The organism is Advenella sp. RU8 (assembly GCF_048381675.1).
In the GTDB taxonomy this organism is placed as follows: Bacteria; Pseudomonadota; Gammaproteobacteria; order Burkholderiales; family Burkholderiaceae_B; genus Advenella.
On the sequence record NZ_JBLWIS010000009.1, the window covers coordinates 60563 to 81347 of the forward strand.

The window sequence follows — 20785 nt, forward strand, 5'->3', positions numbered from 1 at the left end:
TTATATAAATTTTCAGGATTGGTATTTTAAATGAGTGAGCCGGACTTTGTTAATTCACTGGCGCGAGGATTAAACGTACTTGGCTGTTTCGAGAAGGGTCACCAGAAAATGACCCTGACCCAGGTTGCGGCCAGAACCGATCTTACCCGTGGTACGGCAAGACGTTTTTTGTTGACACTATGTACATTGGGTTTTGTGGCTACTGATGGCAAGCTTTTCTGGCTCACCCCCAAGGTACTTAAGTTCAGCAGTGACTACCTGTCAACCTTTGGACTGGGTGAGGCAGCTAACGCTATTATCCAGAACGTGACGGATACGCTCAACGAGTCCTCTTCCATGGCAGTACTGGATGGCGATGAGATTGTGTATGTCGCCCGGGTGGAAAAGCAAAGTGTTTACTCCAACAGCATTGAAGTGGGGACCCGTTTGCCGGTGCATACCACTTCAATGGGCTTGGTGTTATTGGCCGGGCTAAGCGAAGAAGAGTTTGATCGCTGGCTGGATAAATGCGACTTGACCAAATTTACCAAAAACTCCATCACGGATAAACGCAAGCTTAAACGCTTGATTGTCCAGATTCGTAAAGATGGTTATGCCATTAATGACGGTGGGTTGGAAATTGGCGTGCGCTCCATTTCCGTACCTATTCTGGACAGGGAGCAGAAAGTGATTGCCGCTATTAATGTGGCTACCTTGGCAGCCAGAACGTCACTCGAGCAAATGGAAAGCCAGTTTCTTCCGGTGTTAAGAGATGCCGCCAGGAAAATCAGCATGGTGCTGGGGATGGGTAATTAAAGTATTGGCGTAGTGCACGCAGACCCGTCCAAGTGAATAGTCTAAGAGTGGGCTATTCACTTGGACGGGGTTAATCAATAAAAAATGTCATTACCTGCGTTGGTTAAACCGTGGCAATGGGTGTAACGGGTGAGCCGACAGCACCGGGCAATCGTAATGGGGGCGCGGTTAGCATAAAACGTGAACGCTTGTTTTCACGCAGCCATTTAGCCAGATCACTCAGGTACCACAATTCGGCCAAAGGCATACCCAGTTTGAAAATGCAGTGATGGTGCAAAGGCAGCAGGGCACAGCACTGGTCGGATAATGAACCGTTGGCGTATTCCACCCCGTAATTGTCTGCGGCAATCGCGGCAATGCCCGAATCGCTAATCCATTGAAGCAGTTTTTCATCCTGGCCATTCAGGGTGGTGCAGATATTATGTACGGTATGCGGATCAGGATTTTTGCCGGCTTCTAGCAGGTATTGGGCAAACTCCGTGTGCAGTACAAGAATATCGCCTTGTTCAATCACTACCTTGTCTTTTTCCATTACCCGCATTAAGTCGTCATAACCAATGATTTTGGGCTCGCGGCCAAAGTGGGCGGCCAGGTCAACCATCACGCCCCTGCCCTGAATGCCTTTAATGGCAAAATTGGCAATATCAAGCGCTTTGGCTGAAGAGTATTTAAGGCCAGTATCACTTTGTTCAAAGTTGTTTCTTTCATCGTAATCGGCCGGCCCCTGAATATCGCGATTGGGTTTGAAACCGTTGTAATACACCCGTTCAGCATGACCGTCGCCATCAGCGTCAAAAAGGGCGCCAACATGGCTCAGGCTATCCCACTGTGAAGAATATTGCAGGCAAAGCGTGACCTTGTCATCACTAAGCACATCGTGGGCACCTGGAATCAGCATGCCCATGGGAAAGTTGAAATAGGGGTGGCCTTCGCGTTCAGTGGGTTGAAGTTGTGGTGGTGTGCGGCGGGGGTTAAGTATATTGCCACCTGGGTAATCCAGGGGAAGTGAAAGGCAAAAAGTTTTGCCGGTTTTTATTTCTGCCGCCGCTTTCAGGACGCCTTGTTCAGTTAGTAAATTGAGTCTGCCCAGTTGATCATCAGCCCCATAGTCTCCCCAATTGGATCCTTCTGGTCGGTTTTTCCAGCGCATTGTTGTCTCCTTTTATGACAGTGTTCTTTTTTGTGAATAGTTGTTGAATAGTATTTTAGGCTGTTTGTTATTTTTGAGGTATTAGGGGAAAAAGATAATTGACAAAATGAGTTGCCTATCTATAATACAAACAAATGTTTGCATTGCGAACAAATTATTATTAATCTGATAGGAGATATAAGCATGTTGTATTGCGTAATGATGGATGTAAACGTACCTGCGGATATGGATCCAGCTGAGCTAGCCAAATTGCGTGAAGCGGAAAAAAACCGTGCGATTGAAATGCAAAAATCCGGTAAGTTCGTGCATTTGTGGCGGGTTGCAGGTCGTCCTGCCAATATTTCAATTTTTGACTGTGAAAGTAATGATGAACTGCATGATTTGTTGTCATCCTTGCCCATGTTCCCTTATTTTTCAATCAAGGTAGTGCCTTTGGCCAAGCACCCTAGTTCAATCAAATAAATAATAAACATCAATCCAAAGTCAAGGATAGACGATGCAAATCAAACAAATTGGTGATATTCGGGTCACCCGAATCCAGGAATATTCCGCGCCTTCCCATGACCCCAAGTTCCTTCTGCCCGAAATGGAGCAGCAGGCACTGGAAGAGAATCAAAGCTGGATGGCCCCTAATCACTGGATTCCGCATATGAACAAGCTGATTGTGACTATCCAGTTGTGGGTGGTGCATGCGGGTTCCAATATTATTGTGGTGGATACGGGGGTGGGCAATTTCAAGAATCGTCAGGATATACCGCGCATGCATATGCTGAACAACCTGATTTTGGAATGGCTGGAAGCAGCGGGTGCCCCACCCGAAAAAGTGACTCATGTCGTGCTCACGCATTTGCATTCGGATCATGTGGGCTGGAATACACGCTGGTTGGATAACCGCTGGACTCCCACTTTTCCGAATGCCAAATATTACATTCCTGAACAGGATTTCAGGTTCTGTGAACAAGGCAAGAACAAGGAAGAAAAAATAGACGTGTTCGGAGAGTCTTTTAACGATAGCGTGATGCCAATTGTCAATGAGGGTCTGGCGGTCATGATTCAGCCTGGGATGGAAATTGCCGATTGTTTGCAGGTAGAGGATGCCGCGGGACATAGTCCCGGTCAGGTGGCTTTTCGGATTCGCTCACAGGGTGAAGAGGCCGTTTTTAGTGGTGATATTTTCCACAGCCCCATGCAGATCGTGAGGCCGGAAATCAATTCAGGTTATTGCATTTATCCTGACGTGGCCCGTAATACCCGCTATGAGTTTTTAAATAAGGCTGCTGATACGGGTTCTTTGATCTTGCCCGTGCATTTTGGCGATCCTTATTGCGGCTATATCAGAAGAAATGGAAATGGTTTCAGCTTTGAACCATCGCCATTTTAACCCCATCAAAAATATCTAATAATATTCACTCCAAAGAGAGTGAGAGGAGATAACAAATGGCAATCAGCAGACGAGATCTTTTAAAAGCCGGAGCAGCATTGGCCGTGGCACCTTCATTCAATGTGTTTGCACAGGGTAAAGAGTCCTATCGACTGGGTACGCTTTTTCCTATGTCGGGCTCTGTGGCAGAGCTGGGGGCGGTATTCATGAATGGGGTTATGCTGGCGCTAGAACATATCAAGCAGGATAATAGGCTGTCCCGTCCGATCGAATTGAAGGCGCAGGATAGTCTGGCCACCCCTCAGGGTGGTGCCGTTGGCATGTCGCGTCTGGTAAACGTGGATCATGCGCAATATGTACTGCTAGGCGTTACTGGAGTATCTAAAGCAGCGGCACCTATTGGCGTTCGTCAGAAAGTGATTATGATGAACGGTGGGGGCGTTAGTCCTGAACTGGGTGAGTTGTCCCCTTATTTTTGGAATATCATTCCCTTGGCTGATCAGGAGATTCCTCCCGCTATTCAATGGTTGAAAGGCCAAGGTAAAAAGAAAGTTGCCCTGGTTTATATTGATGATCCATTGGGGGCTGCGGTATTAAAACAATTGAAAGCGGAGCTGCCTAAAATAGATGGGGAGTTGGTAGGGGCCTATAGCGTGCCACCTGGCATGGAGCAGTTTTCCGCGATCGCGGCAAAAATCCGCAATACCGATGCCGATGCCATTTATTTTGCCAGTTACGGTTCACAGCAGCTGCAAATCGTGAAACAGCTCAGGGATGCCGGCCTGAAACAGTTGTTAATGACCTATTCCATTGGCAGCCTGCCTTCGGTGGCAAAACTGCCCGAAGCGGAAGGGCTGATTTTTACCACACAGCGCAATGACCTGACTTTAAGCGATAGCCTGACATCCCGGTTTATTAATGGCTGGCGTGAAAAGCATAAATCCGACCCTACCAGTTATGCCCAGAACTACTACAACGGGACCCTGCTTTTTGCCTATCTGTTAGAACATCTTGAGAAGAAAGGTAAGCCGGTAAATGGCGATACTTTGCTGGCAGCCTTGCGTGAAATACGCAGTTTCAATTTTGCCGGTGGTGATATTGAGTTCAGTGATAACGCAACGTCAATCATGCCCATCCAGATTAATCAGGTTGAATCGGGTGTGGCCAAAGTAATTGGTTAAGCAGAGAGGGAAAAATGACATTATCGTTGGAACAACGCTTGCAGAAAGTGGAAGATGAGCTGGAAATCATCAGGTTAAGGGCACGATATTGCCATTTGCTGGATGATATGCAGTGGGATGATTTTGTGGATCTGTTTACAGAAGACGGGGTCTTTGAGGGGTTGTCGAAAGTTTCAGGGCATCAGGAAATCATGCGGTTTTTTTCGAAGGATGTACCTAAAGTGGCCGAGCAGTTCTGGCATTTTTGTACCAATGGCATGGTCCAGGTTGATGGGGATACGGCAACAGGTCGTATCTCTATGGAATACATCTCCATTTCCAATGGCGTTTCTTACACATCAGCGGGGCATTATGACGATGTGATGGTCAGGGAAAACGGAGTCTGGAAATTCAAGTCCAGGAAAATCACTTTCTATTTTTATAGTCCGGTTAATGAGGGTTTTACCGGATCGGCGCCACGCTCTTCCAAATTTGAGTAAAGATGCGTTAATGGTTTGTACCGGTTATTAGTACAAACCATATTATAAGCATTTTATTTTTTTCTTTATAATTTGGACAAATGTCTGGTATGCAAACATTCTCGATGGCTGCCAGTGCAACCTGTCCTTGAAAATCAAATAATCAGGTAATTTATGATTTCAAAGTTTGTTAATTCAGTAGCGCAAGCGCTGGAAGGGGTGCAGGATGGTTCAACCATCCTGCTGGGCGGGTTTGGTGCGGTGGGACAATCGGTTCACCTGATTGAAGGTCTGATTGAGCAGGGGGCCAAAGACCTGACGATCGTGGCGAACAATGCGGGTTATGGCAAGATTGGTTTGGCCCGTTTGCTGGAAGCGGGTCGGGTTCGTCGCTTGATTTGCAGCTTTCCAAGGATTGCCGGTTCGACCATTTTTGAAAGTCTGTACAAGGCAGGAAAAATTGAACTGGAGCTGGTGCCACAGGGGACGCTGGCAGAGCGCATGCGGGCTGCCGGTGCGGGCATTCCCGCTTTTTATACGCCAACGGGTGTGAATACCCTGTTAAGCAATAACAAAGAAATCCGTGAATATCATGGCCGCAAGTATGTGCTGGAAGAGGCATTGCATGGTGATGTCGCGCTGATTGAAGCCTGGCAGGCGGATCGCTGGGGCAATCTTACTTATAAGCAGTCGGGCAGAAACTTCAATCCGGTATGTGCCATGGCCGCCAAATTAACCATTGCCCAAACCCAGCATACCGCAGAACTGGGAGAGCTGGACCCCGAAGCCATTGTTACCCCTGGCGTCTTTGTGGATCGCGTACTGCATCTTCCATACGGATCACCCCAGCTCTAGGAGAAAAAAATGACAACATTAACAGAGAAAGCAGTAAATGAAAGCGTGAAACCATGGAGCCGTCATGAAATGGCAGCGCGTCTGGCACGGGATATCAGTGATGGATGGTTTGTGAATCTGGGGATTGGTATTCCGACACTGGTGGCCAATTATGTAGGCGAAGACAAAGAAGTGATTTTTCACTCGGAAAATGGAGTGATAGGCATAGGTCCTGCACCGGCCGAAGATGAAATTCAACCATGGCTGATTAACGCCGGCAAGCAATATATCACCCTGAAACAAGGTGGTTCTTATGTGCATCATGCTGACAGTTTTGCCATGATTCGTGGCGGTCACCTGGATTTATGCGTCTTGGGCGCTTATGACGTGAGCAAAACCGGGGATATTGCCAACTGGGCGCTGTCAGAAACAGATACCGCACCCGCCGTGGGTGGGGCAATGGATCTGGCAGTGGGTGCCAAAAGACTTTGGGTTTTGATGGAACATACCACCAAAGACGGTAAACCCCGTTTGATGAATCAATGTGCTTATCCATTGACGGCTAGCGGGGCGGTATCACGGGTGTATACCAATCTGGCGGTCCTGGATATCACTGAAACAGGTTTCCAGGTGAGGGATATGGCACCCGGTGTAAGCAGGGAGTATTTGCAGGAAAGGACGGAAGCAGCGCTTTCTTTTTAAAAAGCAGGAAAAAGTAATTCATATAACGGAGACATAAATGTACAAACACAGGAAAATTACTTCATTCATATCAGGCCTGGCCTTATTGGGTGCGGTTTCAATGAGCGCGAATGCCCAGTCAGGGCCTTATGTTGTGGGAACCCTGTTTCCCATGTCTGGTCCCAATGCCGAGGCGGGCAGCATTTATACCAATGCCGTGCAACTGGCTTTTGATCATATCAAGGAAGATAAATTGCTTAAGGGCAATGTTGAAATCAAAAGCGCGGACAGTTTGGGTACGCCCCAAGGTGGGGCAATTGGCATGAGCCGTCTGACCAGTGTAGACAAGGCTGTTTATGCCCTGGTTGGCTTTACGGGCGTCTCCAAGGCAGCAGCACCAATTGGTCAGCGGGCCAAGACCATGATGATCAACGGTGGGGCGGTGGGACCCGATCTGGCTTCATTGTCCCCGTATTTCTGGAATATTATTCCTTTGGCCAACCAGGAAGTGAAATTCCTGATTCCGTGGCTGAGTGAGAACAATATCAAGAAAATATCGGTCATTTATGTTGATGATGCCCTGGGACAGGGTATTTTGCAGGAGTTGAAAACCGGGTTGCCGGAAATGGGGGGTACCGTCACTTCTGCATACAGCGTTCCACCTGATCTGCAGCAGTTCTCTTCCATTATTGCCAAGCTGCGCAGTGACAAGCCGGATGCCATCTATATTGCCAGCCCCAATATTTCCCAGATTGGTCACATCATCAAGCAGGTGCGAGATGGCGGTATCAAGCAGCAACTGTTAACGTATGGTGCCGCCAATTTTCCTTCCATTTCAAAACTGCCCGAAAGTGAAGGCCTGATTTTCACCAGTCAGGGCGCTGACTGGAAATCGGATCAACCCATCATGAAGCGTTTTGTAGAGAGCTGGCGCGAGAAATACAAAACCGAACCAACCACCTATGGTCTTAATTATTACAACGGCGGATTGTTGTTCGGTTATCTGGCCAAAGGGTTGGAAGAGGCGGGTAAACCCATCACGGGAGAGGCGCTGGTGGAGGAGCTGAAGCGGGTTGGCAAGTTTGATCTGGCCGGTGGTGAGGCAACGTTCCATGACGGTACCGTAACCGCTGCCATGCAGATTAATAAAATCGTCAACGGCGTGACAGAAAAAATCAAGTAATTGGCTTTGCCTGATTGCAACAGGACAGGGTCTGGTGCGCAGTAACAGCACCAGACCGCTCCTGTCCGGTTTTGTGGGTGTCTGGATTTTGTATCACTGTTTTTAATGGTTCCTTTCAAAAGGGATAAATAATGCTTTTTCTTCAACTTCTGGCTTCAGGTATTCAGACGGGCATTTTATATGCGCTGACTGCTGCCGGTTTTGCATTGATTTTTGGTGCAACCAAAATATTTCATGTGGCGCATGGCGCAACTTTCGTGATAGCCGGGTATGCCTTTTATGAGTGTGTCCAGCTGGGCATGTGGTGGCCTTGGGCAACCCTGGTTTCCTTTGTCATGGCGATACTGGCAGGCATATTGATGGCCGTTTTTATTTATCGTCCCATCCAGCGCAGTGAAGGATCGTTTTTTACCGTGTTTGTGGCCGCCTTTGGGGTGAGTATCGCCGTACAAAGCCTGATCCAGTATTTTTTTGGTCGCGGTTCGGTAACGGTCAGCTCGTCGCTGACCATGGCCAGTGAGGTGGTGGAAGGCCTGTATCTGGCCCCCATCCTGGCAGTGGCGATCGGCGTGTCTGTGGTGTTGTTTTTCCTGGTAGTGCTTTTTCTGGAAAAGAAAAATGCCGGACTGGGCCTGCGTGCACTGTCTGAAAACCCGGGTTTGCTGGAGGCCTTTGGTTTGAATGCGAAGAATCTTACCGTGTTGGCTTTTGTGATTGGATCGGCTTTGGTGGTGCCGGCTGCCATCTTAACCAGTATTTCCATTGGCATTCAGCCCTCATCCGGCTCCAAGGTAATGCTGATCAGTCTTGCCGCCACGATTGTAGGAGGTATTGGCAGCCTGAAAGGGGCTGCGCTGGCTGGTTTGTTCCTGGGAATTATTGAAAACCTGGTCATTACCGTCGTGGATACGCAATGGAGTGAGGCAGTCAGCTTCTTTATTCTGTTCGCCTTTATTATGTTCCGTCCGAGTGGCCTGTTTGGAGCGTCAGTCAAACGATGATTAACTATATTCTTAACCTGTTAACACTGGCCACCATTTACAGTATTGCGGCGGCCAGCCTGAATGTGCTGGTTGGTTATGCCGGTATTTTCAGTATTGCCCATGCCATCTTCTTTGGTCTGGGGGCGTATGCCGGTGCCCAGTTTGCCTTGCTGATTGTGCCAGATGTTTTGTTGGCCAGCCTGATTGGTGCCGTGGTGTCCGGAGCCTTGTCGCTTTTGCTTGCCTTGCCGGCATTGCGGGTGCGGGGTGAGTACTTTGTGGCCGCCGGTCTTGGTTTGCAAATGGTGGGTATTACCATTTTCAGTGAAGCCCATTCCCTGACGGGCGGGCATGGTGGCCTGGTGGGTATTCCACCGGCAACCCTGTTTGGCTTTGATGTGTCTTCGCCGGGCGCTTTCCTGATTGTGTGTCTGGTTGCCTTGCTGCTCTCACTGGCTGTGATCCAGATCCTCATGCGAAGCAGCTTTGGTCGTGCCCTGATGTCGATTCGTGATAATGAAAGCGCGGCAGAAAGTTTTGGCAAGAACGTTCCTTTACTGAAGACCCTGGCGATGGTTGTCGGGTGTGCCATTGTGGGAGTGGCAGGTACGCTGTTCGCGTTTAATCTGGCCTTTATCAACGTGGAAAGTTTTACGCTTGAACAGTCTATCCTGATGCTGGCGATGGTGGTTATTGGTGGGGTTGGCACGCTTTCAGGACCGTTGATTGGTGCTGTCTTTTTGTTGATATTGCCTGCCATTCTGACCTTTATTCCCTTTATTCCCCCTACGGAAATCGGTACGGTTCAGCAGTTTATTTATGGCTCACTCATGGCTGTGCTGATGATTTTCAAACCATCAGGCATTGCCGGTAAAACAGGAGGGAAATAAAAATGTCGAATGTACTGCTTTCTGTTCGAGGTTTGAGCAAAAATTTTGGTGGTCTGGCTGCTGTCCAATCGGTGGATATGGACCTTCAGGAAGGGGTGGTAACGGCGCTGGCGGGACCTAACGGTGCCGGTAAAACCACTATTTTCAACTTGATGACGGGTAATCTGGTGGCCAGTGCCGGTGACGTGCTGCTGAACGGTAAATCTATTATTGGCAAGAAGCCGCATCGTATTGCACAAATGGGCATCGCCCGAAGTTTCCAGGATTTGCGCCTGTTTACCCATATGAGCGTGCGCGATAATGTGCTGGTTGCCGTTGAGCCGGAATCATGGTTTTGGCAGCCGGGAGGCAAAGCGGCCTGGCATCAACGTTTGGAGACGGTTGAGAAGGCGCTTGAAAGGACCGGCTTGTCTGCCATGGCTGACAAGCGGGCGGTGGATTTGTCTTATGCCGAAACCAAGTTCTTGTCTTTGGCGCGTATTCTGGCAACCGGTTCAAAAATCTGGTTGCTTGATGAACCAGCCTCGGGTCTGGATCTTAACTCACGTAACCGGTTTATCAATATTCTGCGTGAAGCAACCGCAGATGGCGTGACGATTTGCCTGATTGAACATAATCTGGATGTGATGACCCAACTTGCCGACCGCATTGCTTTTCTGGATCAGGGAAAAAAACTGGCGGAAGATGTGCCTGAGAAGGTATTGCGCGATCCAGAGTTAATTGCCATTTATTTTGGGAAGAGTCAGAGTGGAAATTAAAAACAATGAGGCAGCCACTGCTGCCTATCAAACAGTAGCTGCCCTTGAGGCCAAAAACCTGTCGGCGGGCTACGATGATCATAATGTGTTTGAAAACATGAATCTTGAGTTGAGAAAGAATGAGATTTTATGTTTGATTGGCCATAATGGTGCTGGTAAATCCACCTTGTTGAAAGTCCTGTTCGGCCTGCAGCCTTATTCAGCGGGTGAGGTATTGCTGAATGGTCAACATATCGTGCCTTCTCCCAGCGATATGGCAGGGCATGGCATTTCTTATGTGCCTGAAGGCCGGGGCGTGTTTCCCGGATTAACCGTCAAGGAAAATTTTGCACTGGCATTGTGGTCTGCCAAAATGACCGGACCGGTGGCTGACGAGCGGGTTGAAGAAGTATTGGCGGTTTTACCCAAGCTGAAGGATTTCTGGACCCGCAAGGCAGGTCAGTTATCGGGTGGTCAGCAGCAGATGGTTTCCATTGGCCGGGCCATGTTATGCAAACCTTCCATTCTTTTGCTGGATGAACCGTCTATTGGTTTGGCACCCAAATTGTTCCAGGATCTGCTGGAGCCGATCAGGGCCGTGCAGAAACAAAGAGGGATGTCCATTTTGCTGGTGGAGCAGCAGGTGGGTGAAGCACTTAATGTGTCGGATCGAGTGGTGGTCATGAAGTCGGGTGAAATCATCTACAGGGGTGTACCTGCCGACTTTGAAGGCGATCATGCCAAACTTATGGAAATGTTCTAAGGATTGATATGGCTTGGATTGAAGTGAATGATTGCGCCATCAGATATGAATTCAGGCAAGGAAAAGGGCCTGTATATGTATTGATGCATGAAATGGGTGGGACACTGGAAAGCTGGACGCAAACGCTGTCTTATTTCCCGGCTTCGGCACAGGTATTGCGATATGACCAGCGTGGGTTTGGACTGTCTGAAAAAATCGTTGATGAAGTCAGTATAGACCAGCATATCCAGGACTTGGTCATGCTGCTGGACAAGCTGGGTATAGAGCAGCCTGTGGTCCTTGCCGGGGTGGCGGTAGGTGCGGGGATAGCGATCGGTTTTGCCGCGCGCTATCCCGAGCGGGTCAGTCACTTGGTGGCCTTTGCGCCCGCTTGTGGTATTGCGGCAGAAAAACGCGATAATGCCATGCTAAAAGCCAGTGAGATAGCGCTGAAAGGTATCCGTGCCGAAGGCCAGGCAATTTTTGATCTGGCTTTTCCTGAAAGCCTGCAAACAGACAAACAGAAATATCATGATTATCGTTGTGCCTGGCTAGCCTCCGACTCAAGAAGTTTGGGAGCTATTTATAAAATGCTGGCGGGCCTGGATTTATCCGATGCATTGGCCAAACTATCCGGCAAAGTGGTGTTTATCGGGGGGGAGTTTGATGTATTGCGTCCACCCGCGGAAATCAGACGGTTGTCCGGCCTTTGTCCTGCTGCGCAAGCATTGATTGTTCCTTCAGGGCATTTCATGCAGGTGATCAGTCCGAAATACGTGGCCAATATGTTGTTGCGTATCGTGAATGATCAGGAAAGTGTCCAGCATATTTCCGATGCTTTTTTAAATTATGAAGAAAACCGGGTGGGTGAAGTGCGTCATGCTGCTTGAAAGCGCTAGCACGCTTGTGGAGTCGTAGAAAAAAAGGGCTATTGGCAAACGGTTTGAGAGTGTTCGAGAGCCGTTTGCCAAATCAGGTTCTTAGCGTTTTGTGTCTGTTTGCAAGGATCGCGCCCAGTTTGTCAGGGCCTCACAGACGGCTTCGGGTTGTTCAGGGATTAAGGCGTGGCCGGCATTGGAAATGACGGTAACCGTTACACGTTCACCCAGTTCGTTTCTAAGATAATTCGTGTATTTTCGCGGAACGACGGTGTCCAGTGCTGCCTGCAAATCCAGTACGGGCGCCTTTCCTGCCTTGAAGAATGAATCAATTGGTGTCGCATGCCATGCATCCCACTGCATTCTTTTGGTCTCTGGATACCAGCCCTGAAGCCAGGAATGACAGTCATTGCCAGGGGCAAAGAAGGCTTTATTCAGATGGCTGACTCTTTCTGCTTCACTAAGAGCCAGATTTCCACTTTGGCTGACTGATACCAGGATATCTGGTGGAATAGATGGATCGCCTGAGGGTGTTTTACCCGGAGAGCCGGCCAGTAGGGCAACACCACGAACAAGATCAGGAAACAGGGTTGCGGTCATGCGTGCAATGAAATTGCCCAAGGCGTGCCCGGCAATAATACATGATGAATGGTTTTCGGCTTTTATGACTGCCGCCACATCTGCCGCCAGATTTTCCAGGGTAATACCCGTCATGGGGCCCTGGCTGGCACCAATGCCCCTTGGATGCGGACGTATTACCTTGAATCCTTTTTGTTCCATGAGTAATGCCAATTCGTCAAAATCGGCCTGTCCTCTTCCCAGTGACGGTAAAAATAAAATGGGCGTGCCAGAGCCCTGTACCAGATATTCAACCGATACCTGATCGTAGCTGGTTTTTTTTATGGTAGGAGACATTGAAATTTCCCGTTCCTGCTAAAGAAATATCCCGCATAGCCGGAGACTGTCTATGCGGGATCAAACTGATTGTTTATGATTAAATTAAAAAATGTTATTGCGGCTCAATGCCGGCTTCCTTGATCATTTCGCCCCAGACATCCAGTTGGGCGGCTACAAATTGCCCGAATTCATCCGGTTTGGAACCGAACGCATCAAACCCCATATCGGAGAGTTTTTTGTAGACCTCGGGGTTGGCAATGATTTTGTTTATTTCTGCATTTAGGCGCTCAACGATGGCAGGGTCCATATTGGCGGGGCCGAAGAAACCCATCCAGGCACTCAGGTCAAAGTTATTGATACCCGCTGCCTCCATGGACTCCAGCTCAGGTGCGATGGCGCTGGGTTTGGCACTGGCGACCGCCATTGCCTTGATCTTGCCGGATTGGATATAGGGCAGGCTGGAGGCCAGATCATTGAACATGACATCTACCCGGCCACCCATCAGGTCGGTCAGGGCATTGGGGGAGCCTTTGTACGGTACATGCAGCATATCAATACCCGCCCTTTTGGCAAAGGTGGCACCAGCCAGAATGCCTGTGGCATTGCCACTGGCATAGGTGACTTTACCTGGGTCTTTTTTGGCCATGCCAACCAGATCCTGCACTTTGTTGACAGTTATATTGTTATTGGCAACCAGGACAAAGGGAAGATTACCGATTCTTCCGATGGGCGTGAAGTCTTTGATGGGATCATAGCCAACATTCTTCAGCAACCAGGGAGCCGCTGAAATTGGGGTGTTGGTGGTAAGAAAAATGGTATGGCCGTCCGGCTTGGCATTAACCACGTATTTTGCACCAATTGTGGCGTTACCACCGGGTTTGTTTTCAACCACAACGGTTTGCCCCAAAGCGTTGCCAAGCTCCGAAGCAAAAATCCGTCCGATGGAATCAGACGTTGTGCCTGCCGGAAAGGCAATGACCAGACTGATGGGTTTATTGGGGTATTGTGAGGCATTGGCCTGGGCCGAACCTAGCGGCGCAAGTGCGATACAGCTGGCAAGGCCAAGCAGGGTAAGTATTTTCTTGTAAATAAACATGTAAAGTCTCCATATTATATAGTCATAAAGTTCGCAATATGAACATATGTTCTTTTTGTGAACTTATGGTTATTATAAGGAAATATGAAGCGGTGTCAATGGCGTAATGCAAAACGCCTTGTCTGCCATAGAACGTTTGGCAGACAAGGCGTGGATTTTGCAATGGGGTTTTTTGTATCAATAATGTTTTATCGTTCAGGCCGCCTTTTCAACGGCTTCATAACCATGGCTGGCCTTGATCAATTCCCTTGAATAGGGTGCTTTGGCTGATTTGGCAAATAGTACGTCGGGCGTCATTTCTTCTATGATGACACCCCGGTTCATGACTGCCAGCTTGTCACACATATGGGCAATGACCGCCAGATTATGACTGACCAGAATATAAGTAAGATTGCGTTCCTTGCGCAAATCGTCAAGCAGGTTCAGTATTTCTGACTGCACGGACACATCAAGGGCTGAAGTCGGTTCATCCATGACCAGAATTTGCGGTTCGGTAATTAAGGCCCGGGCGATAGCAACACGCTGGCGTTGCCCTCCTGACAATTGATGAGGAAAACGGTAGCGAAAGCTCCGGTTCAGGCCGACTTCTTCAAGGCTTTTACATACTCTGGCTTCAATATCCGTGAATTTTTGAATGTATAGCGGTTCAGATAAAATCCGGTCGATGGCGTGTTTGGGGTGGATGGATCCATAAGGATCCTGGAATACCATTTGGACTTTACGATAAAAGGCTTTGTCACGTTTATGATTGACTAATGGGGTGTTTTCAATTTCAATTGTTCCCGTGTGCTTGTTCAGTCCCATAATGGCTTTCAGGATGGTGGATTTTCCTGAACCGGACTCTCCGACCAGACCGTAACATTCACCGGCAGCAACCTTGAAATTAATATTATGCAATACCTGATTGGCACCAAAAGACACATTCAGGTTTGACACATTAATCATTACCTGACTCATTCAAAACTCCTCAATTTTTCGCGATTAAGCACTTCAAGTCGTGGCTTCTTATGATCAAGGCTGGGTACGCAGTTAAGAAGACCTTGTGTATAAGGGTGTTTTGATGCATGCAATTCAGAAGCCAGGCATTCGTCTACAATGCGCCCGCGATACATGATAAGCACCCGGTCGCAAAATCGGGAAACCAGGTTCAGGTCGTGACTGATGAAAATCAATCCCATATTTCGCCGGGTGACCATTTCATTGATGAGTGACAGAATCTGGTTCTGTACCGATACATCCAGGGCAGAGGTCGGTTCATCGGCAATCAATAACTCCGGCTGAGGTATCAGCATCATGGCAATCATGATCCTTTGTCCCATGCCACCACTGATTTCATGTGGATAAGCATCAAAGACACGTTCGGGGTTATTGATTCTGACCAATTCCAGCATTTCCAGCGTTTTGGCCTTGGCTTCGGCTTTACTGACTTTATGATGAGTCAGGTAAGACTCCATAATCTGTTTGCCCACGCTCATGATCGGGTTAAGTGAGTAATGCGGGTCTTGCATGATCATGGATATTTTTCGGCCTCGGATTTTGCGCCATTGTTTGTTGTCCAGATTGCGCAAATCGATGTCATGAAATGATATTTCATCCGCTTCAACACGCGTGGGTTTTCTTAATAAACCAAGGACTGATTTGCTGGTAATGGATTTGCCTGACCCTGATTCTCCCACAACACCGACTTTTTCCACTCCCATGCTGAAATTGATGTCCTTGACAGCGTGGAAGGGACCTTTTGGGGTAGAAAAAGTCACATTAAGGTTTTTGATGGTTAAAATTTTTTTTTGCATGTTCTACCTCGTCTTGGGATCAAGGACATCCCTTAAACCGTCGCCCAGAATGTTGAAGCCCAGACTGACAATACATATTGCGATACCCGGTATCGTGGCTATCCACCAGTGATCAAGCAGATAATCCCTGCCGCTGGCAATCATGCTGCCCCATTCGGCCAATGGAGGTTGGGCGCCCAGTCCAAGAAAACCCAGACCGGCGGCAATAAGAATAATGCCGGCCATATCCAGTGTAAGACGGACAATGATGGAAGGTAAGCAAAGCGGCGCGATATGACCGTACAGAATGCGCAGGGTAGAGGCCCCCTGCAGCTTGATGGCCTGGATGAAGTCGGCGTTCTTGTGAATCATGGTTTCGGCACGTGCAAGCCTGGCATAAGCTGGCCAAGAGGTAATGGCAATGGCAATAATGGCACTGTACAGACCGGGTTCCAGCACGGCGGTAAAGGCAAGAGCAAGGATAAGACGGGGAAAGGCCAGAAAAATATCCGTTATGCGCATCAGGATACGGTCAATCAGGCCACCTGAAAAACCGGCCAGAATTCCGACGAGTAAACCGATAGGGCCAACAATAATGGCCACGGTAACAATAACTGTTAGGGTTGAACGAGAACCATATACAATTCTGCTCCAGATATCCCGTCCCAGATGGTCCGTACCCAGCCAGTGTTCGCTACTGGGCGCCAGCAGACGATCGTTAAGCGACTGCGTATAAGGATCATGAGTGGCAATGTAGGGGGCGGCGAATGCACATATAACCAGGGTCAAAACAATCAGCAGCCCAATGACAGCAAGTGGATTGCGGATGAATGACAGGAAAATCACATAGAGTTGCCCACATGTGGCCTGAAAGCGGGAAGCGGGTGTTTCGGATAAGAGCCATGAATTCATGTTGAGCCCCTGTTAAAGCGTGGATCAAAAAATCGTCCAAGTGCATCAGACGATATATTGATGACAACAAAACAAATGCCGATAACCGTCGTTCCTCCCAGTACCGCGTTCATGTCAGCAGAAAATAAAGAGTTGGTAATATAAAGACCAATACCGGGCCAGGCAAAAACGGTCTCTGTCAGGACAGCTCCCTCAAGCAGGTGTGCAAATGTCAGTGACACGACGGTCACTAATTGCGTCAATGTATTTTTGAAGGCATGATGAATGACCCTAAACTCGCTTAAGCCTTTAACGCGCGCGGTTGTAATATATTCCTGGCTTAACTGTTCCAGCATGAAAGAGCGGGTCATGCGTGCAATATATGCCATGGAGAGATAACCGAGCAGACTGGCGGGCAGGATCAGGTGTGACAGGAAATTGGCAAGAATATCCCACTGTCCGTGTATGATGGCATCCAACATGATAAAGCCGGTTTCCCGTTCAATGGTGTACTCATAGGCAACGTCCAGGCGTCCAACGCCGGCAACCCAACCCAGTTTGACATAAAAAATAAGCAGGCCAACCAGGCCTAGCCAGAAAATGGGGATTGAATAGCCGACCAGGGATATGACGCGGATGACCTGATCCAGCCAGCTGTTTTTATAAACGGCTGAAACAATACCCATCGGGATACCGAAAATGACACCAATAAAGGTGCCTGCTACTGCCAGCTCAATGGTGGCAGGAAAATAAATGGCAATGTCGTGCAGGACCGTTTGTGACGTCAGTACCGAGGTGCCAAAGTCGCCGTGCAGGACATTGCCTAGGTAATTGAGGAATTGCTGCCAAAGTGGCAGATCTAACCCCAATTCATCCCTGACTTTTGCATAAACTTCAGGACTGACCCGGTCTCCTGTGATGGCTAAAACCGGGTCAATCGGGATCACTCGTCCGATAAGGAAGGTGATGAGTAGCAGGCCAAGCACCGTAATCAGTAAAGTGAGTGTCTGGTCGCCTGCTATCCTGAAGTATGTACCAATGCGTTTTAAATTGAGTGTGTTAGACAAAATGCAATTCCTGTCAATTTAATTGGTTGGTTTATTGGGTTTTTTCGATTTTCCAGTAGAGGGCCGTATCAAAGCCGGGTCCTGAAATGAAATCATTCACATTTTTTTGTAAAACTGAACTTTCAATCAGTTGAAACAGCATGATCATGGGAGAGTTTTGCTGGACAACTCTTTGCTGTTCAAGATAAATGTTGCGGCGTTTTTCAGCATCCTGCTCCATCATCGCTTTTTCAGTCAGGACGGATAAATCGGGGATTTCCCAGCCATTACGCCATGCTGCAGTCTTGTTTTTGGAGTTGTCCGAGTTGTCGGTGTTTCTTACAAAAAACTCTGCCGTCGAGTGCGCATCAAGATAGTCGGGAGACCATGCAGCCAGCATGATGTCGTGTCCGCGTGAACGATACTTGGTCAAACCCTGTGCTTTATCACTTTGTGTCAGGTTAAGTTTGATGCCTGCCTGGGCAAAAGTGGATTGAATCGATTGGGCGATATCTGTTTGTGGGGCGGTATTGTACAAATCCATGGTGATGCTGAAACCATCTGGATAACCGGCTTCAGCCAATAAGGCCTTGCCTTTTTCCACATCCAGTTTGTAGGGGGTTTCCTGCAAACCGTCCTGACCGGTCAGGAAAGATTGGTGTACTTTGTAGTAACCATCCAGAAAGGTGTTGGCCATGGTTTGGTAGTCAATCAGCCAGCGCAAAGCTTCCCATACTTTTGGTTTTGCCAGAATTTCGTTTTTGGCCGAATTCAGCCCCAGATAATAGGTGCTCAGTTTCTCGGTAGTGGCAACCTTGACTTTATCATCAGAGCGGGCCTGCTTGATTTGGTCCGCGCTTAAATCCCTGGCAATATCAATATCACCCGCCGTGAGCAACAGTTTTTGTGCAGAAGACTCTGCAACATGGCGAATAATGAATCGTTTCGATTTGGGTGCGCCCAGATAAAAGTCGGGGTTGGCTTCCAAAACGACGGCATCCTTGGGTTTCCATACAACCAGTTTATAGGGACCGGAACCGGCTGAATTGGTTTTGAGCCAGTTGTAGCCGTAGTCATTGTCTTTAATGTGTTTGGATACTTCCACACTATCAACAATAGAGGCGACGCCGGCTGAAAGGATATTGATAACCAGCGAGTTGGCATAGGGTTGGGCAATTTTCAGGACCAAAGTTGAATCATCAACGGCCTTGACCATATCGTCAACGGTATCCGGTTTCCAGCCAAGCTGGTTGAAAATAAAGACCGGTGTCTTGCTGAGGTGGACAACACGTCTGAGTGAAAATTCGGCATCTTTTGCGGTAACCGGATTGCCGGAATGAAATTTCAGGCCTGGACGGATTTTAAATTCATAGGTCAGGCCATCATCCGAAACTTTCCAGCTTTCAGCAACGCCGCCGACTAATTTGGTAAAGTCATTGGGATCGAGCGTGACCAGACGGGTATAAAGATTGTTGATGATTTCTCCGCTACCCCATTCAAATACTTCGGCGGGATCCAAGACTTTAATGTCATCAATTTTTCTCGCCATGATGATGGTATCTTTGGGTGTTGCACTTAAGGCTGGCAAGGCAAATCCCAGTGAAAAGCTGATGACCAGGGATTTGAAAATTCCCTTGATTTTAAGTTTATTCATTTTCTTTCCTTTAAAAATATAATTTTTAATTCAATGAATTCATATATGATTAAAATTTATATTTTTCTTTTGGTTGATTTTGGATAATGTTGGGCTCATGGTTCTCAAGCAGATGCTTTGGACGCTTCAACGGTTTCCAGCGCTGCATTAAGGCCTGATTCAACGCCATTAAACAGTTCGTCAATTTGTTCTTTTGTAATGATGAGTGGAGGGCAAAGGGCAATGGCATTCCGGATGCCTCGTACCAGAACCCCGTGTTTGGCCGCGTTTTCCTGGACCAGTTTTTCAATTTTCACTGAGGGGTCAAAAGGTTTTTTGCTGGCCTTGTCCTGTGTTAACTCAAGGGCAGCAATTAAGCCAATACCACGTGTTTCACCCACTAACGGATGCGCGCTCAGACTGTGCAGCTTACTCAGGAAATAAGGCGCTACCTCCTGCACATGGGAAACGATATTTTTATCCTGATAAATTTTCAGTGTTTCCAATGCGACGGCGGCACAAATCGGATGGCCAGAGTACGTGACGCCATGTGCAAAAACACCGACCTCATCACTTTGTTCCGCTATCTTTTCATAGATGGGCTGGCTAATCAGCGTGGCAGAAATGGGAAGATAGGAAGACGACAGGGCTTTTGCCACTGACATGATATCCGGCTTCAGATTGAAGGTATCACTGCCGAACATGTTGCCTGTCCGGCCAAAGCCGCAAATAACCTCATCAACAATGAACAGGATGTTATATTTTTTCAGGATTTTTTGTACCCCCTCGAAGTATCCCTTGGGTGGAACAATAACCCCACCGGCCCCCATAACGGGCTCGGCAATAAATGCCCCAACGGTATCAGGGCCTTCTTTGAGAATAAGTTGCTCGAGATTGTTGATCAGGCGTTGTGTGAATGCCTCTTCTGACTCACCTGGATTGGCACCATGATAGTAACTGGGGCAGTCAGTGTGAAGAATGCGATCGATGGGGAGATCAAAGAACTGATGATTGGCAGGCAGTCCAGTCAGGCTGCCTGAGGCAACGGTGACACCATGATAGCCACGCAAGCGGGAAATGATTTTTTTCTTCGCGGGTTGACCAATGGCGTTATGGTAAAACCAGACCAGTTTGACCGCCGCATCATTGGCCTCTGATCCCGAGTTGGCATACAGGACTTTGGACAGACTTTTAGGGGCAATTTCCAGCAGTTTTTCAGAAAGTTCGATAGCCGGTGTATTGGAGCGGGAGTTGAATAAATGGTAATAAGGCAGTTTTTTGAATTGTTCAATGGCTGCATTGACCAGGCGTTCTTCAGAAAAACCCAGTGAGGTGCACCATAGGCCTGACATGCCTTCAAGATAACGTTTGCCATGATTGTCATAAATATAAACGCCTTCCCCGCGCTCTATAATCATGGGACCTTTGTTAAGGTGGTCTCCCAAATTTGTGTAAGGGTGTACAAGATTTTTGACGTCAGTGGCGGAACTTAAGGTTTCACTGCTCATTTAATCCTCCCGGGTGGATGGTATCCATCAATAAGTAGATGTTTGTTTG

Annotated in this window: 22 protein-coding genes; 13 read left to right on the forward strand and 9 right to left on the reverse strand. The window is 48.1% G+C overall.

Annotated elements, in window-relative coordinates; translation table 11 throughout:
* Positions 1 to 30: 30 nt before the first annotated feature.
* On the forward strand, positions 31 to 795 hold the full coding sequence (locus ACM5Q9_RS11355; RefSeq protein WP_418144858.1) for an IclR family transcriptional regulator domain-containing protein: 765 nt from the start codon (positions 31 to 33) through the stop codon (positions 793 to 795).
* A 103-nt stretch (positions 796 to 898) separates the two neighbouring features.
* Here the strand turns inward: ACM5Q9_RS11355 and ACM5Q9_RS11360 are convergent, their stop codons facing one another.
* Complete coding sequence (locus ACM5Q9_RS11360; RefSeq protein WP_418144859.1) at positions 899 to 1945, reverse strand: cyclase family protein; 1047 nt, start codon at positions 1943 to 1945, stop codon at positions 899 to 901.
* Positions 1946 to 2128: 183 nt separating this feature from the next.
* Between ACM5Q9_RS11360 and ACM5Q9_RS11365 the strand changes: the two genes are divergently transcribed.
* The 12 genes from ACM5Q9_RS11365 to ACM5Q9_RS11420 all read left to right on the forward strand — a co-directional run bounded on the left by ACM5Q9_RS11365 (position 2129) and on the right by ACM5Q9_RS11420 (position 11905).
* Entirely contained in the window at positions 2129 to 2407 is a 279-nt protein-coding gene (locus ACM5Q9_RS11365; protein WP_169293870.1) for a muconolactone Delta-isomerase, read from the forward strand.
* Positions 2408 to 2441: 34 nt separating this feature from the next.
* On the forward strand, positions 2442 to 3326 hold the full coding sequence (locus ACM5Q9_RS11370) for an MBL fold metallo-hydrolase (RefSeq protein WP_418144860.1): 885 nt from the start codon (positions 2442 to 2444) through the stop codon (positions 3324 to 3326).
* A gap of 56 nt (positions 3327 to 3382) precedes the next feature.
* The gene (locus ACM5Q9_RS11375; RefSeq protein WP_418144861.1) at positions 3383 to 4507 is read left to right on the forward strand and encodes an ABC transporter substrate-binding protein; all 1125 of its coding nucleotides are present in this window, start codon (positions 3383 to 3385) and stop codon (positions 4505 to 4507) included.
* Between the two features lie 14 nt (positions 4508 to 4521).
* Positions 4522 to 4986, forward strand: a complete 465-nt coding sequence (locus ACM5Q9_RS11380; RefSeq protein ID WP_418144862.1) for a nuclear transport factor 2 family protein — start codon at positions 4522 to 4524, stop codon at positions 4984 to 4986.
* 153 nt (positions 4987 to 5139) lie between these two features.
* Positions 5140 to 5820, forward strand: coding sequence for a 3-oxoacid CoA-transferase subunit A (locus tag ACM5Q9_RS11385; protein WP_418144863.1), 681 nt, complete (start codon positions 5140 to 5142; stop codon positions 5818 to 5820).
* Positions 5821 to 5829: 9 nt separating this feature from the next.
* Positions 5830 to 6501, forward strand: a complete 672-nt coding sequence (locus ACM5Q9_RS11390) for a 3-oxoacid CoA-transferase subunit B (RefSeq protein ID WP_418144864.1) — start codon at positions 5830 to 5832, stop codon at positions 6499 to 6501.
* 37 nt (positions 6502 to 6538) lie between these two features.
* A complete protein-coding gene (locus tag ACM5Q9_RS11395; protein ID WP_418144865.1) occupies positions 6539 to 7663 on the forward strand; it encodes an ABC transporter substrate-binding protein in 1125 nt (374 codons plus the stop codon).
* A 131-nt stretch (positions 7664 to 7794) separates the two neighbouring features.
* Complete coding sequence (locus ACM5Q9_RS11400; RefSeq protein ID WP_418144866.1) at positions 7795 to 8664, forward strand: branched-chain amino acid ABC transporter permease; 870 nt, start codon at positions 7795 to 7797, stop codon at positions 8662 to 8664.
* The gene (locus ACM5Q9_RS11405; RefSeq protein WP_418144867.1) at positions 8661 to 9536 is read left to right on the forward strand and encodes a branched-chain amino acid ABC transporter permease; all 876 of its coding nucleotides are present in this window, start codon (positions 8661 to 8663) and stop codon (positions 9534 to 9536) included. Before ACM5Q9_RS11400 ends, ACM5Q9_RS11405 begins: the two co-directional genes overlap by 4 nt.
* Before the next feature lie 2 nt (positions 9537 to 9538).
* Positions 9539 to 10294: an ABC transporter ATP-binding protein gene (locus ACM5Q9_RS11410; RefSeq protein WP_418144868.1), complete on the forward strand. Its 756-nt coding sequence runs from the start codon at positions 9539 to 9541 to the stop codon at positions 10292 to 10294.
* Complete coding sequence (locus ACM5Q9_RS11415; protein ID WP_418144869.1) at positions 10284 to 11036, forward strand: ABC transporter ATP-binding protein; 753 nt, start codon at positions 10284 to 10286, stop codon at positions 11034 to 11036. Before ACM5Q9_RS11410 ends, ACM5Q9_RS11415 begins: the two co-directional genes overlap by 11 nt.
* Before the next feature lie 8 nt (positions 11037 to 11044).
* The gene (locus ACM5Q9_RS11420) at positions 11045 to 11905 is read left to right on the forward strand and encodes an alpha/beta fold hydrolase (RefSeq protein ID WP_418144870.1); all 861 of its coding nucleotides are present in this window, start codon (positions 11045 to 11047) and stop codon (positions 11903 to 11905) included.
* A 90-nt stretch (positions 11906 to 11995) separates the two neighbouring features.
* Here ACM5Q9_RS11420 and ACM5Q9_RS11425 read toward each other — a convergent pair whose 3' ends face one another.
* From ACM5Q9_RS11425 to ACM5Q9_RS11460, 8 genes are all read right to left on the reverse strand, one after another.
* Positions 11996 to 12808 carry an alpha/beta fold hydrolase gene (locus ACM5Q9_RS11425; protein WP_418144871.1) on the reverse strand — a complete coding sequence of 271 codons (813 nt, stop codon included), beginning with the start codon at positions 12806 to 12808 and terminating at the stop codon, positions 11996 to 11998.
* Positions 12809 to 12902: 94 nt separating this feature from the next.
* Positions 12903 to 13886: a Bug family tripartite tricarboxylate transporter substrate binding protein gene (locus ACM5Q9_RS11430; RefSeq protein WP_418144872.1), complete on the reverse strand. Its 984-nt coding sequence runs from the start codon at positions 13884 to 13886 to the stop codon at positions 12903 to 12905.
* Positions 13887 to 14081: 195 nt separating this feature from the next.
* Entirely contained in the window at positions 14082 to 14831 is a 750-nt protein-coding gene (locus ACM5Q9_RS11435) for an ABC transporter ATP-binding protein (protein WP_418144930.1), read from the reverse strand.
* Positions 14832 to 14839: 8 nt separating this feature from the next.
* The gene (locus ACM5Q9_RS11440) at positions 14840 to 15679 is read right to left on the reverse strand and encodes an ABC transporter ATP-binding protein (RefSeq protein ID WP_418144873.1); all 840 of its coding nucleotides are present in this window, start codon (positions 15677 to 15679) and stop codon (positions 14840 to 14842) included.
* Between the two features lie 3 nt (positions 15680 to 15682).
* Entirely contained in the window at positions 15683 to 16570 is an 888-nt protein-coding gene (gene nikC, locus ACM5Q9_RS11445) for a nickel transporter permease (RefSeq protein WP_217735332.1), read from the reverse strand.
* Positions 16567 to 17616, reverse strand: a complete 1050-nt coding sequence (locus ACM5Q9_RS11450) for an ABC transporter permease (protein WP_246587442.1) — start codon at positions 17614 to 17616, stop codon at positions 16567 to 16569. The genes nikC and ACM5Q9_RS11450 overlap by 4 nt, the downstream gene beginning before the upstream one ends.
* Positions 17617 to 17647: 31 nt before the next feature.
* Positions 17648 to 19249 (reverse strand): ABC transporter substrate-binding protein, encoded by a 1602-nt coding sequence (locus ACM5Q9_RS11455; protein ID WP_418144874.1) that lies wholly within the window; start codon positions 19247 to 19249, stop codon positions 17648 to 17650.
* 104 nt (positions 19250 to 19353) lie between these two features.
* Positions 19354 to 20736, reverse strand: coding sequence for an aspartate aminotransferase family protein (locus tag ACM5Q9_RS11460; protein ID WP_418144875.1), 1383 nt, complete (start codon positions 20734 to 20736; stop codon positions 19354 to 19356).
* Between the last annotated feature and the right edge of the window lie 49 nt (positions 20737 to 20785).